10 protein-coding genes and 2 pseudogenes are annotated in these 13,684 nt (G+C 64.6%); 9 read left to right on the top strand and 3 right to left on the bottom strand.

From position 1 onward, the window contains the following. Positions 1 to 130 precede the first annotated feature (130 nt). Positions 131 to 349: a hypothetical protein gene (locus DN069_RS39350; protein WP_133259850.1), complete on the top strand. Its 219-nt coding sequence runs from the start codon at positions 131 to 133 to the stop codon at positions 347 to 349. Between the two features lie 460 nt (positions 350 to 809). Here the strand turns inward: DN069_RS39350 and DN069_RS07800 are convergent. Next, positions 810 to 1,245, bottom strand: a pseudogene (locus tag DN069_RS07800) (metallopeptidase TldD-related protein); the annotation flags it as partial. A 485-nt stretch (positions 1,246 to 1,730) separates the two neighbouring features. Here DN069_RS07800 and DN069_RS42810 point away from each other — a divergent pair. The 4 genes and pseudogenes from DN069_RS42810 to DN069_RS39345 all read left to right on the top strand — a co-directional run. Next, positions 1,731 to 1,904, top strand: a pseudogene (locus DN069_RS42810) (tyrosine-type recombinase/integrase); the annotation flags it as partial. 241 nt (positions 1,905 to 2,145) lie between these two features. After that, positions 2,146 to 2,577, top strand: coding sequence for a hypothetical protein (locus DN069_RS07790; RefSeq protein WP_243638987.1), 432 nt, complete (start codon positions 2,146 to 2,148; stop codon positions 2,575 to 2,577). Positions 2,578 to 2,586: 9 nt separating this feature from the next. Next, complete coding sequence (locus DN069_RS07785) at positions 2,587 to 3,687, top strand: integrase core domain-containing protein (protein ID WP_111500117.1); 1,101 nt, start codon at positions 2,587 to 2,589, stop codon at positions 3,685 to 3,687. Positions 3,688 to 4,044: 357 nt separating this feature from the next. Then, positions 4,045 to 4,593 carry a hypothetical protein gene (locus DN069_RS39345; protein WP_133259849.1) on the top strand — a complete coding sequence of 183 codons (549 nt, stop codon included), beginning with the start codon at positions 4,045 to 4,047 and terminating at the stop codon, positions 4,591 to 4,593. A 96-nt stretch (positions 4,594 to 4,689) separates the two neighbouring features. On the opposite strand, the gene DN069_RS07780 is transcribed toward DN069_RS39345, so the two are convergent. Both DN069_RS07780 and DN069_RS07775 read right to left on the bottom strand, forming a co-directional pair. After that, a complete protein-coding gene (locus DN069_RS07780; RefSeq protein WP_111500116.1) occupies positions 4,690 to 5,028 on the bottom strand; it encodes a histone-like nucleoid-structuring protein Lsr2 in 339 nt (112 codons plus the stop codon). Between the two features lie 119 nt (positions 5,029 to 5,147). Beyond that, on the bottom strand, positions 5,148 to 5,600 hold the full coding sequence (locus DN069_RS07775) for a hypothetical protein (protein WP_111500144.1): 453 nt from the start codon (positions 5,598 to 5,600) through the stop codon (positions 5,148 to 5,150). Between the two features lie 181 nt (positions 5,601 to 5,781). Between DN069_RS07775 and DN069_RS07770 the strand changes: the two genes are divergently transcribed. The 4 genes from DN069_RS07770 to DN069_RS07755 all read left to right on the top strand — a co-directional run bounded on the left by DN069_RS07770 (position 5,782) and on the right by DN069_RS07755 (position 13,275). Then, complete coding sequence (locus DN069_RS07770) at positions 5,782 to 6,624, top strand: hypothetical protein (protein ID WP_111500115.1); 843 nt, start codon at positions 5,782 to 5,784, stop codon at positions 6,622 to 6,624. Between the two features lie 152 nt (positions 6,625 to 6,776). Beyond that, a complete protein-coding gene (locus tag DN069_RS07765) occupies positions 6,777 to 10,340 on the top strand; it encodes a DEAD/DEAH box helicase family protein (RefSeq protein WP_111500114.1) in 3,564 nt (1,187 codons plus the stop codon). After that, positions 10,337 to 11,728, top strand: a complete 1,392-nt coding sequence (locus DN069_RS07760) for a restriction endonuclease subunit S (RefSeq protein ID WP_111500113.1) — start codon at positions 10,337 to 10,339, stop codon at positions 11,726 to 11,728. The genes DN069_RS07765 and DN069_RS07760 overlap by 4 nt, the downstream gene beginning before the upstream one ends. Further along, complete coding sequence (locus tag DN069_RS07755) at positions 11,725 to 13,275, top strand: type I restriction-modification system subunit M (RefSeq protein ID WP_111500112.1); 1,551 nt, start codon at positions 11,725 to 11,727, stop codon at positions 13,273 to 13,275. The genes DN069_RS07760 and DN069_RS07755 overlap by 4 nt, the downstream gene beginning before the upstream one ends. The last annotated feature ends 409 nt before the right edge of the window (positions 13,276 to 13,684 follow it).

Below are 13,684 nucleotides of genomic sequence, written 5' to 3'. Positions count from 1 at the left end.
TGGTGCCACGAACGGCTTGTGAGGTGTCGGCCCGGTCCTTGACCGAGGCCTGGAATTAGGTCGCTGTGGCCGGCCTCGATACCATGCCGAGATCCTAGATCCGAACTATCACTACCAGAGGTGATGGGATATGTCACAGTTGAGCGACGAAGATCAGATCGCTGTGCGACTCGTGGCCGAGATTTGGTCAGGCGCGTTCTCGGAGCTCGAATCTGATGAGAAACTCGTTGAGCTGCGCAAGAACCTGATAGATCCTGGGCTGGTTGATCTCATGTTCCATGAGAAGCCAGTGCTTTCAGATGAGGACGTTGTCCGGCGGGCCCGTGAGTATCGGCCATTTGCATTGTGAGCGAGCGGAGATTCCGGCCTGGGCGGGCGGCGTCGTGAACGGTTCGTAGGAGGCGTGTCGGAGGCCGGCGGCGACGTTCTGGTGCCCTGCGTCACGGAGGGTGTTGATGGCCAGGTCGCGCAGGGCGGCCATGTTCTCGGGGCTGTAGCCGGTGCGGATCTTCGAGGCGTCCTCGCGGAAGTGAACCGTTCCGGGTTCCTTGGAGGGCCAATGCTGCGGTTACGCGGTTGGTGGGATGGACTCCTTCCGAGTGCTGTCGAGTCGTCGGAGCCGGTTCATGTGGACCGCGGCTGGGACGGCGTGATGCGGTGGTGACCTGGTGGCGACTTCGCGGGTCCGGCCGGTGCAGGCCGTGAACGGCGGAACCCTTGTGCCGCCCGGCCTGTGAGGGGTTCTGGCCAGGTGTGTTTTGCTGTCTAACCAGTGAACATCGTGCAGAACTGGATGGCCCGATCTTGCCTCAGGAGCGGCCGGTCTCTTGGACGGTATTGAGGACGTTGACCCCGCGGAACAGCGCCGAGGGGCAGCCATGGGAGACGGCTGCGACCTGGCCGGGCTGAGCCTTTCCGCAGTTAAAGGCACCACCCGGTACGTAAGTTGACGGTCAGCCAACTGCTTCCATGGAACCCCGGAAGTCCGTGGTGGTGGCCTGGTAGGCGACGTCCTTGACCTGCCCGGCCAGCTTGCCGCCGCGGATCCGGTAGGCGCGCTGGCCGGTGAACTGGAAGTTGTAGCGCTGCATGTCGATCGACCAGGAGCGGTCGCCCACCACGTAGATGCCATCATCGACGCCCGGGATCAGGCTCGCTGTGTCAGGGTGGTCTGCGGCCGGACGGAGCGAGATGCAAGCCCGCCGCTGGACGCGCTCGCTACGGCAAGTCAGCGACGGCGCAGCCGAATAACGGGGCCGCCAATTCCTGGCGCTGCCACGCCCGGCGTAGCGCGAGGTCGGGCGGCCTGGCAGCGGGAGTACGAGGACATTCGGTGCGCCACCTGCTTGGGCGATCGGCCTGTCCATGCTCCAGGCGCTGGCCGCCACGCCCTGCCGGGCAGCCCACCACGCCCCGAGCCTGGGAGAGACATCAACTTCAGCTCCACATCTGGAGGTTGTCGTGAGTCTCCCAACCCGTCTCCCAGTCGTCCCGTCGTCCTCGGCCCGGGGGCGCATCTACCGGGCCTGTGGCTGCCGGGACAGTGTGCGGCGCTGTACGGGCCGCGATGCCCGCTCCTGGCCACCGACCCCGAGCACGGTTCATGGGCCTTCGCTGTCGACCTCCCCAGCCCTGATGGCAAGCGCTCTACCTGCCGCCGTACCGGCCACCCGACGCGCGAGGCGGCTGAAGAAGCGCTGGGCCTGTTGCTGACCGGCGAGAGCACGGGTGTGTACGCCGACCCGCATCTGCGCACCGGTGACTATCTGGAGGAGTGGCTCGCTGGCCGGCGCAGCTCGCTCCAGCCCACGACCTGGGCGGGCTCCCGCGACAGCGTGCAGCGTTTCCTGCTGCCGGCCTTCGCGGGGATTCGCCTGGTCAACCTGCGCTCCCGCCACATCCAGGAGTGGCAGCAGGGCCAGCTCGCGCTCAGGGGCCAGCCCATCGTGTACCGCGCCGGATCAACGCTGCGCGCTGCACTGCAGGCTGCGGTCCGCGCGCGGCGGCTTCCCTACAACCCGGCCCTGCCCTGGACACGGCCGACGCCAACCATGACCCGGACCGTGTGGGTGCCGATAATTGCGTCCAGGCAGGTCAGGACCGTCCTGCGCTCGGGGCTGTCCCGATCCGGCATGATCGCCTTTCGTGCTCGTGCGCTTCGCGTATCTCGCGGTCTCCCAGGCCTTCGCGGCCATGCGCCTGCTTCCGATGGGAGACCGCGAGAAGGATGTCGAGATCCTGGCCCTGCGTCACCAGCTCACGGTCCTGCAGCGGCAACTCGGCGGCGAGCGTCCGAGGTTCCGGCCAGAGGACCGGGTGTTCCTGGCAGCGTTGCTGTCAGGGCTGCCGCGGCAGGCGCTGCGTCGGATTCGGCTCCTGGTCAGCCCGGACACGGTCCTGCGCTGGCATCGCGACCTGATCAAGCGCCGGCACGCTCGCGGCAGTTGTGGGTGCCGAATATTGCGTCCATGCAGCTCAGAGTGCTTTTGTGCTCCGGGCCTGACCCTGTGGGTGCCGATTATTTCGTCCAAGCAGGTCAGGACCGTCCTGCGCTCGGAGAGTTCCGATCCGGCATGATCGCCTTTCGTGCTCATGCGTTTCGCGTATCTCGCGGTCTCCCAGGCCTTCGCGGCCCTGCGTTTGCTTCCGATGGGCGACCGCGAGAAGGATGTCGAGATCCTGGCCCTGCGTCACCAACTCTCGGTCCTGCACCGGCAGCTCGGTGACGAGCGTCCGAGGTTCCGGGCGGAGGACCGGGCGTTCTTGGCAGCGCTGCTGTCGGGGCTGCCACGGCAGACGCTCCGGCAACTTCGGCTGCTGGTCAGCCCAGACACGGTCCTGCGCTGGCACCGTGACCTGCTACGGGGGCGACACGCTCGCGCGAGCGCCCGCCGCTGTCCGGGGCGTCCGCGCACGGTCGTCTCGGTCCGCCGCCTGGTCCTGCGGTTGGCGCGGGAGAACCCGTCGTGGGGCTACCGCCGCATCCATGGCGAGCTCGCCGTCCTCGGAATCTGGGTGGCACCGTCCACGGTCTGGGAGCTTCTCAAGGCCGAGGGCATCGACCCCGCGCCCCAGCGGTCCAGCGTCACGTGGGCGGACTTCCTGCGCTCGCAGGCCGAGGCGATCTTGGCGATGGACTTCATCGAGACCGTCACGCTCACCGGGGAGCGCCAGTACGTTCTCGCCGTCATCCACCACGCGAGCCGCAGGATCCGGATCGTCGGTACCACCGCCCATCCGACTCACGCCTGGGTCACTCAGGCGGTGCGGAACCTGCTCATGGACCTCGAGGACGCCGGCCAGCTCGCCACCGTGCGGTTCCTGATCCGGGACCGTGACGCCAAGTACCCCGCCTTGATGGACCAGATCCTGCAGGGTTCGGGCATTGCGACGGTTCTGACGGGCGTGCAGGTGCCCCGGATGAACGCGGTCATGGAACGTTGGGTCAGGACGCTCCGGGCCGAGCTCCTCGACCGGACCCTCATTTGGAACGAGGCCCACCTGCGTCGAGTGCTGCGGATCTATGAGCGGCACTACAACCAGCACCGTCCCCACCGGACCTTGGTCGGCGCCGCACCCCTGCGGGCCCTGCCAGGGCGGCTCGAACCGCGCCAGGTCGAACACCTGGACATACGCCGGAGGGACCGACTCGGCGGGGTCCTCCACGAGTACCGGCATGCCGCTTGACCTGCCCGGACAGGGATTTCGGCACCCACAAGATCAGGAACTGGAGCTCCTAAACCTGGACAACTACCGAGTTGCCGTCGAGATTCATTGGTCGTCCGATCGGGCTGGACGGATTGACGGCCCGAATCCGCCGCATAAGACTGTTACCTTGCCCAGGCGCAGGAGAGGCTTCTTTGTTAGCAACAAGCACCAAGCCGGTCCGTGGGCAGTCAAGGCTATTCCGCCCAATCTGAATGACACGGCTGCCCTGTGCTTCGACCTCACGTACTATCGTATCGATGGCATCAATAGAAAGGGTGCCTTCAATCCCCTGCAGCTCTCCGTGGACGTTGACCTGCGACCCTAGTGGAATTTCTTGTGACCAAAGAAGGAAGTTTCGCTGACATTGCCCCCTTCATTGCGACAGGGGGCCTTTTGCTTCTAACGCCGCTCCTTTCACGCATCTTGAGGCATCAAATCGAGGCCTTTTATCGTGATACTGAACGGAAGTTCGAGGTCACCGTCAACAATTTCTATCGCAAGGCGGACGCAAAAAGTGACAAAAAGCTCGGGCTAGAGGGTTCCGATGACGCGTTGAGGCTCGAAGACGAATTCCACCCAGACAGAATTGCCACCTTCGTTCTGTATCAGCTTGATGCATACCAGGTGTTCGCTGCGACCCTCCTGCCGACCGTTGGCGTGGCCGCAGTCCTGGCAAGTCACCAATACGTCTTCTCGAGCTGGCAACTTCTCGTACTCTTGGCTGCGCCATTGGTTGGGGCACTGCTGTGTCTGCTCATGGTTGCTGCAGGACCCCATCCCGTGCTTTATGATCGCTTGAGTCCAGTGGGAATCACACCGGTCACGTACCTTGGATTGCTAGCCAACGGTCTGTCGGCCTGGGTTGTCTACACTCACCCAGCGTAGGAAGCCATAGGCGGACGGTCTAGCACCTGGTTCCCGCCGGGGGCACGCAGGTGCTAATACCCTCCCAGCCATCGGGCGCTTCCCAAGGGGCGCGCCTTACTTGCCGGTAGCCTTCTGGTACTGCTCGACGATCTCGGCCGGCACCCGGCCGCGGGCCGCGACCTCGATGCCGTGCGAAGCGGCCCACTTGCGGACCTCGGCACCGCTGGGTCCATCGCCCGAGGTTGCGCGCACTGAGGCCGTCTTGCGGGCACTTGTCGCGCCCTGGCGGCGCGCGGCCTTAACGAAGCTGGCTACCGCATCGCGCAGCTTCGCGGCGTTCGCCTCGTTGAGGTCGATCTCGTACGACCGACCGTCCAGTGCGAAGCTGACCGTCTCTGCGGCCTCGGAGCCGTCCAGGTCGTCCAGGAGCTGGACGGTCACTTTCTGAGCCACTTGTTCTACCTTTCAGCTTTCGCCCCAAGAGGGCGGGTAATGCGTCTGATGGCACGGGCAGATTACCGTGCCCTTGGTGGGCGGGTGCAACGCCCAGCGGTGGGCCGCCATCGCGCGGCCTAGCCTTGGAGTTCGGTCCACCACTTGGCGATCGTTGGGTCCATCCGGTAGACCATCTCTTCCTTTCCGGTCTTCTGATTCAAGGTGCCTTGCCAGTTTTCAATCGGCCAGCGCTTTTCGCCGAAGAGTTGTGTCGAGATCCGACTCAGGCGCGCGTGCTCGGTCCGCTGCTGGCCCTCATCCAAGCCGGATCGGGCGAGCAGCTGTGCGTAGGTGATCGTCTCGCCCGGCGTGCTGGCCGTGAGCTCGAAGAGCGCCCGCACGCCGTCGAGGTGCTTGGCCTGTGTCCACAGCAGCTCAACCTGTTCCTTGGTCCACTCGCCCTGCCTCGGGACGGCCACCAGCTCGCCGGTCCCGTCGATCGACGCGAGCAGGTCTGTCAGCTTCCTCTGGAGCGCCTCCGCATCAGCCAGCGCGCCGACTACGGCTGCACGTAGCCCCGACCGATCCATGCCGACCTCCGAACTCGTAGACGACTTCATACCGAAAGTACGGTGTCGTCTACGACATCGCAAGACCCTGGGTTGGAGTTTCAGCCCCTCGCGCAGCCCGATGCTGCAAAATTCGCTCCCCCTTGTCAGTCCGGAGTGGCAAGATCGAAGGTTGGCTTCGTGCCTGAACGAGGAGGAACCCATGGCACAGCTGTCATTCGACAACCGGCGGTACAGCCTGAACCTGAAGCCCGCCCGCGAGGCGGCCAACCTCTTGTCCGGCTTCGGGGTGCATCGGCTCGGCGTGCGGTTCGAGCTCTCTGCGATCGGCGACTATCCCAAGGGTGTGCTTCACCAGATCGGCGCCGAGGTGTGGGTTCGTGACGTCCCGGGTGTGTCTGGGTGGCTCGGCACGGCGCAGATCGACCGGCCGCAGCCGGGGCGCGAGTTCGAGACGACCATCACTATGGTGCTGCCGATCACTGAGGAGCAGCTCCGGCGGCTGGAGAAGGGACGGGCTGGCCGCGACCTTCAGGTCTCGCTGGACTTCCATGCAGTAGCACTGGGCGGCGACCTCGGGTGGCCGGCCGCCGAGGATCAGGAGACGATCACGATCCCGCATGCCGAGTGGGGCAAGGCACTGAGCCAGATCGACCTGGGAGCCTACGTGGACGTCCTGGTGCCGATCACGTTGGTGGAGGGCCGTGCCACCGCAGCGAGGCGCATCCGTGAGGCCAAGCTGGCGATCACCAACGGTCAGTACGAACACGCCGTGACGCTCTCACGTGCGGCACTTGATGCCGTCCGAGACGCCTGCGACAACAAGGTCGTGTTCGCCCGCGCCGTGAAGAAGAAGCCGGAGGAGCGGGACCAGTTGGAGCGCTGGGCGATATTGATTCAGGCGGCCTTCCAACTCTTCAGCGGGGCACCGCACGACGATGCTGGTAGTACCGAGCACTTCACCTGGACTCGGGCCGATGCGGTTGCCGCAGTCGCCGTAGCCGCTGGCCTTCTGGCACGCCTGGAGGATCTGAAAGCCAGCTGAGCATCCAATCGCCAAGTGGACCTGGCCTGGGGTCAGGTCCGTTCGCTCGGTTGGGCGTTGATCGTGCGCGCAGTTGCATCTGTTGCGTAGTCTGAGTCGCTGCACGTGAAGCAGCGGTGGCGATGTGAACGAGCGGTAGATGGCGGGGGCGCGTGGACGAGGCACTGCGGGATCTGGCCAAGAGTTCGGCGAACTTCGGCGTGCTCTTCCAATACGAGCCGCTGCTTGCCCTCTATGGGGCGCAGGCCGAGACAATGGTTTTCACGAACCCGAACGCGGCGCTGGTGCAGGCTGGCCAGTTCGGCGAGGTCCTGGCGGAAGAGCTGGTCCAGCGTGTGGGCCTGCGGGTCGAGGGCGACCGTCAGATCGACCGGCTCCGAGCTCTGACCGGTATCGGTGCGCTCACCCCGAGCGTCAGGGACGCGTTCGACGAACTGCGCGTGGAGCGGAACAGAGCCGCTCATCGCCATCTCTTCGACACCACGCGGGCTCTGAAGGCTGTCGAGACCTGCTTCGAGCTGGGCAACTGGTTTCACCTGGCGATCTCCGGCAAGCGGACAGTCAGTGCCTTCGTGCCGCCGACACCGCCGGCCATGGAGCAGGTGGTCACGGATCCGGCGGAAGTTGCGGAACTCCATGAAGCGCTGGAAAGCCACCGGCGGGCGCTGGCCCTTTCGCGCACCCGGCTAGCGGAGACCCGGCAGCAACAGGCCGAAGCGGAGCGACGTGCCCAGGCCGAAGCTGCGCAGATGGTCGAGAGCGCCGAGGCGGCTCGCGCCGAGTTGGCGGCCCGGCTTGAACAGATGGAAGCCGAGATCGTCGCGCTGCGCGCGGTCCAGCAGCAGGACTACCAGCTGGCCCGCAAGCAGCCGGCTCCGGTGGGGCGCGCGGCACGCGAAGCGATCGTTGAGCGGGCGCAGCGCCCCAAGCCACTCAGCGAGGTGCAGGCGCGCGAGGTCATCGACCAGATGCTGGTAGAGGCCGGCTGGCTGGTTCAGGATCGCGACGACCTGAACCCGCGGGCGGGTGTCGGCGTAGCGGTACGGGAGTTCACCCTTGCCACCGGGCGTGCGGACTACGTGCTCTACGTGGACGGCATGATCGTTGGAGTGGTTGAGGCCAAGCGAGAGGGAGAGGTACTCAGCCACGCCCTCACCCAGAATGACCGCTACGCGCGCGGGGTGCTCAAGGAGTTCCGCCTCGCCGTGTGGCGCGAGGAGGAGCCCTTCGCGTTCCGATACGCAACGACTGGCGCGGAGACGTACTTCCTGAATCGCATCGATCCCGACGCTCGCTCGCGTGAGGTCTTCACCTTTCATAAGCCAGATACCCTGGCTGCGTGGATGCAGCGGGCAGATGACTCGAAGCAGGCGTCAACGTTCCGTGCGGCCCTGCGTGCGCTGCCGAGTCTGGAGACGGGTGGCCTGCGCGATGCCCAGGTCGAGGCGATCCGAGGTCTCGAGGACTCACTGGCGCAGGACCAGCCCCGCGCGCTGATCCAGATGGCTACTGGGGCGGGCAAGACGTTTACCGCCGTTACGGAGACCTACCGGCTGCTGAAGTACGGGCAGGCCAAGCGCGTGTTGTTCTTGGTGGACCGGAACAACCTCGCCAAGCAGGCATTGGCCGAGTTCCGCAATTACACCACTCCGGATGACGGCCGGAAACTGTCGGAGCTGTACGGCGTGGACCGGCTTGGCGCGGCCGGGCTTCAGGAAACCTCTTCGGTGGTCATCTGCACGGTCCAGAAGATGTATGCACTACTGCGGGGCGAGGCGCTGGTCGACGACGACGCGGCCGATGAGCAGGCAGACGATTCGGAATCGGAAACGGCATACCGGCGTGAGCGGCCGGTGGAGGTCGCTTACAACCCCGACGTGCCCATCGAGTCGTTCGACCTGATTGTGGTCGACGAATGCCACCGCTCGATCTACGGGCTGTGGCGGGGAGTGCTGGAGTACTTCGATGCCCACCTGGTGGGTTTGACCGCGACGCCGACTCCGCAGACCCGTGGCTTCTTCCACCAAAACCTCGTGTCGCGCTACTCCTTCGCCAAGGCTGTGGCGGACGGGGTGAACGTCGATTTCGATGTGGTGGAGTTGCTGACCGACATCCGCGAGCAGGGCTCCACTATCGAGGCGGGCACGACTGTGCCGATACTCGACCGGGAGACCCGGCAGCGGCGGCTGCAGGAGTTGGAGGATGACTTCTCCTACACGGGTCAGCAGATCGGGCGCAACGTCATCGCTGAGGACGAGGTCCGCACGGTACTCCAGACCTACCGGGACAACTGGCAGCGTTGGTTCCCCGGCCGCTTGGCCCTGCCAAAGACGCTGATCTTCGCGGTCAGCGAGGCGCACGCAGAAGAGGTCGTCAAGCAGGCCAAGGAGGTCTTCGGGCGCGGCGATGACTTCGCCACGAAGATCACCTACAAGAGCCGGCAGAGCGGCAAGAACCCGGATGAGCTGATCAATAACCTGCGCAACTCGCCGCAGCTGCGGATCGCCGTAACAGTGGACATGATCGCCACTGGCACTGACGTCCGCGCACTCGAGTGCGTCATCTTCCTGCGGGCGGTGCGCAGCGCGGTCCTGTTCGAGCAGATGAAGGGGCGCGGCGCCCGGTCGATCGACGACGAGGAATTGCGCGAGCGCACCCCCGGTGCGGAGGAATCCGTGCCGCCGGTGACCAAGGACCGCTTTGTCCTCATCGACGCTGCCGGAGTAACTCTCTCGCCGCTCGTGGACGCCAAGCCGTTGCCCAGGAGCCGGGGCCTCTCTCTGCACAAACTCCTGGACAAGGCCGGGTCCGGAGCCATCAGCGCGGAGGAGACCGCCGTGTTGGCGCGGCGGCTCGGCCGCTTGGCCAAGCAGCTCACGGAGGACCAACACGCGACGGTTGAACAGGCTTCCGGGGGTGCTCCGCTTCGGGAGATTACTCGCGACCTGGTTGACGCGTCCGACCCGGATCGCCAGCAGGACACCGCGGACGCGCAGGGGCTCGCGGCGGCGCGCAAGCTCATCCGCGAGGCCATCAAGCCGCTGGCCGATGCCGACCTCCGCAAGACCATCCTTGACCTGCACAAGGACCACGACCTCACGATCGACGAGGTGAGCGAAGCGACACTCACTACCTTCCGCGAGGTCCCGCGCGAGGAGCGGGCACGACAGTACGTCGCCGACTGGCACGCACTACTTGAAACCAAGCGAGACGAACTGACGGCGGTCGAGATTGCGCTTGGGCAACAGAGGGTGGCACCGAAGGCGGCGTACGCAGCGCTGAAGGAGCTGGCGGCCTACATCAAGCGCCCCCAGTATGAGTGGACCCCGCAGACCCTGTGGCAGGCGTACGAGGATCTTGGCCGCGCTGCGTCCCGTCGCGGGCAGACCGCGGGTATCCCCGACCTGATCTCGCTTATCCGGTTCGAGCTCGGCGCGGAATCTGAGCTCCGGCCCTACCGCACTACGGTGGAGGAGCGGTTCGCCGGATGGTTGCAGCGCCAGCGGCAGGCCGGGGCCGACTACAGTGACGAGCAGCTGTGGTGGCTGGAGCGGATCTGCCACAGGGTCGCCAGCGACGTCGGCGTGGAGGTGGAGGCGCTGCGAGAGGAGCCCTTCATCGAGCGTGGCGGCAGCCGCGGCTTCATCGCCGCCTTCGGTGGAGACGCCAAGGCGGCACGGGAACTTTTGACGGAACTGAACCAGGAACTCGCTTGAGCAAGAACGACGAAGGGCAGCCGCTCCCGGGGGGCTGGGTCAGAGGCCACCTGAGGGATGTCCTCCTCACGATCGAGGCTGGAAAATCCTTTACCTGTGAGCCGCGCCCGGCCGAAGATGACGAGTGGGGAGTCATCAAGGTGAGCGCCATGACGTGGGGGACGTTTCGCGCTAGCGAGAACAAAGCTGTGCCAGCGGGGAAGGCCTTCAATGAGAAGCACGAGATCCGCGCTGGGGACATCCTGATCAGTCGAGCCAACACGCGGGAGTATGTCGGAGCGCCTGTCTTGGTCAGGGAGTGTCGTCCCCGACTTCTGCTCTCGGACAAGAGTCTCCGCTTGATCCCCGGAGCGGGTGTCAACCGCAAATGGTTGCTCTACATTCTGTCATCTCCTCAAGTCCGCGAATACATCTCAAATACGGCGACAGGCACCAAGGATTCGATGCGCAACATCTCCCAAGTTGGACTCTTGGACGCGCCGATCGACATCCCTCCACTCGCGGAGCAGCAGCGCATCGTCGAAGCTCTCGAAGATTACCTGTCTCGCCTTGATGCGGCGGAAGGTTCCGTTTCTCACGCTATGGGACTTCTTGAGTCGCTTCGCATGGCACTGCCGCAGGGCGTAATCGTCCATGAAGTTCTCCCGGAAGGATGGACGACTGCGCAGATCAAAGACATCGCAGCAGTCGGCACCGGATCGACTCCAAGTAGATCCCGAAAGGACTACTACGAAGATGGAGTAATTCCCTGGGTTACCAGCTCGCTAATTAATGAGTCAGTGATCACTGCCTCCGAAAAGTTCATCACGGAACTTGCTGCAAGCGAGACCTCGATCCGAATCTTCCCGGCGGGTAGCCTCCTCGTCGCGATGTACGGGGAGGGGAGGACGCGAGGCAAGTCCTCAGAGTTGGCTATCCCAGCGGCCATTAATCAGGCGTGCGCTGCAATTGTTCTGAACGAGGAGCATGTCAATCGAAAAGATTGGCTGAAAGTCGCCCTCGAAGTCAAGTATAACGATCTCCGGCGCATGGCAGCGGGGGGCGTCCAGCCAAATCTCAATCTCAGGCTGATTAAGGATATCGAAATCCCGCTCCCGCCCATTGGGGTGCAGGAAGAGACTCTGGGCGAATTCGAGAACTCAATGACGGCTTCGATGAGGCTGGGGACATCATGCGCGAAGGCGCAGTCAAGGGCCCGTCACCTTAGGCGGTCAATCTTGTCGCGAGCCTTTGCTGGCCGGCTCGTACCTCAAGACCCTTCCGACGAACCTGCGTCAGCGCTCCTCGCTAGAGTCGAGTCTGAGCGCAAGGCCCTTGCCAAGCCGACACGGCGACGGGCAGTGAAGCAACCCCGCACCATGACCGCCTCGCAGGAGTTCGACGCATGAGCACAGCCACCTTCTCCCAGACCAACGCACTGGTCGCCAAGCTGTGGAACTACTGCAACGTCCTGCGGGACAATGGCCTGTCCACCATCGAGTACGTTGAGCAGCTCTCGTATCTGTTGTTCCTCAAGATGGCCGACGAGATCGCCAACGACCCCTTTGCCGACGACCCCTCCGCGGCACGCATTGTCCCCACCGAGTACGACTGGCAGGCGCTCGTCTCCAAGACGGGCACTGCCCTGGAGGAGCAGTACCGCCGCACTCTCACCGAGCTAGCCAAGCACCCGGGCACCACCCTCGGCACGATCTTCGCGAAGGCGCAGAACCGGATCACCGAGCCCGCGCTGCTGCAGAAGCTCGCCGTCGACCTCATCGGCGCCCAGGATTGGACTGGCACCGGGACCGACCTCAAGGGAGACGCGTACGAGGGGCTCCTGGCCAAGGGCGCCGAGGACACCAAGACCGGTGCTGGCCAGTACTTCACGCCCCGCGCGCTGATCGACGCGATGGTCGAGGTGACCCAGCCCACCCTCCGAGACACCATCACCGACCCTGCCTGCGGCACTGGCGGCTTCCTCATTGCCGCTCGCCAGTACATCCGCAAGCACTATGGCGACAGCATGAGCCGTGAGCAGCGACTGGAGCTGGAGCAGCAGATTTTCGGCACCGAGTTGGTGCCCGGCACTGCCCGTCTCGCCGCGATGAACATGCTTCTTCACGGCATCGGGCACAGTGACGGGGACTCCCTGATCGAGGTCGGCGACGCACTCGCGAAGAAGCCGTTGCGGCATGCTTCCCTCGTCCTAGCCAATCCACCGTTCGGCAAGAAGTCCGCAATCACCATCGTCGGCACCGACGGCAAGGCCGAGCGTGAAGACATCTCCTACGACCGCGATGACTTCCGCGTCACGACCACCAACAAGCAGCTCAACTTCCTGCAGCACATCATGTCACTGATGGCCATCAACGGTCGTGCTGCGGTGGTCTTGCCCGACAACGTCCTCTTTGAAGGTGGGGCCGGCGAAAAGATCCGGCGGCGCCTGCTACAGGACTTCGACCTTCACACCATCCTGCGGCTGCCCACTGGCATCTTCTATGCCGGCGGGGTTAAGGCCAACGTGTTGTTCTTTGACAAGAAGGCGCCGCGCGCAGACGGGAAGCCCCACACGTCCACCACCTGGGTCTACGACCTACGCACCGCCAAGCACTTCACGTTGAAGGCACGCCCGCTGCGCCGTGCGGATCTCCAGGAGTTCGTGGAAGCCTACCTGCCGGGAAAACCGCACGGCGAGCGGACGGAGGTCGACTCGGGCCGGTTCAAGGCGTACAGCTACGAAGAGCTGATTGCCCGGGACAAGATCAACCTCGACATCACGTGGATGAAGGACCCTGCGCTGGACGATGCGGACAGCCAGTTGCCGCCGGGCGTCATCGCCCAGGAGATCGTCGAGGACCTGAAGGCCGCCTTGGCCGAGTTCGCAGCCATCGCCGAGGCTCTCGGCGTGGACCCCGACGAACTGGCAGTGGAGGATGAGACCATCGAGGCCTGACGCGGAGTTGTCCACCTACTCGGATCTCAATGGCAGTCCGGTGAGGTGAGATATGTGATCCACTCTCCAAGGGAATGCTGTCGCTGCGCGGCCTCGGCCTGACGGTCGAGGTTGGGATAGTCCTGGAAGACGATCGGGACAGGCTCCCAGCCGTCGTTCGGGCCCGGTGACACCTCGATCTGCTGATACCTCGTCTGGACGTGGGTATCGTCCCCAAGCGCTTCACGACACCACCATGCCCGGAGCGCCGGAGGTGTGGGATCTTGGTGGCTGATTCGAAGTTAGCTTCTTGGTAAGCGAGTTGGCTTCTGTCGTGGTGAGATCATGGCGGTCTTCCTGCTTCTGGGTGGATCGGAGTGTGTGGTGTCGGTGCAGCCGCGGCCGTGGCCGGAGCCGGATCCTCCGGCGG

It is taken from the genome of Streptacidiphilus pinicola (assembly GCF_003258295.1).
Classification (GTDB): Bacteria; Actinomycetota; Actinomycetes; order Streptomycetales; family Streptomycetaceae; genus Streptacidiphilus; species Streptacidiphilus pinicola.
The sequence above is the reverse complement of the archived record's forward strand: the minus strand, read 5'-3'. Positions and strand labels throughout refer to the sequence as shown.

What these genes read in the sequence shown, in the direction of transcription:
- DN069_RS39350 (WP_133259850.1), top strand. Translation starts at nt 131, where the DNA reads ATGTCACAGTTGAGCGACGAAGATCAGATCGCTGTGCGACTCGTGGCC.
- DN069_RS07775 (WP_111500144.1), bottom strand. Translation starts at nt 5,600, where the DNA reads ATGGATCGGTCGGGGCTACGTGCAGCCGTAGTCGGCGCGCTGGCTGAT.
- DN069_RS07770 (WP_111500115.1), top strand. Translation starts at nt 5,782, where the DNA reads ATGGCACAGCTGTCATTCGACAACCGGCGGTACAGCCTGAACCTGAAG.
- DN069_RS07755 (WP_111500112.1), top strand. Translation starts at nt 11,725, where the DNA reads ATGAGCACAGCCACCTTCTCCCAGACCAACGCACTGGTCGCCAAGCTG.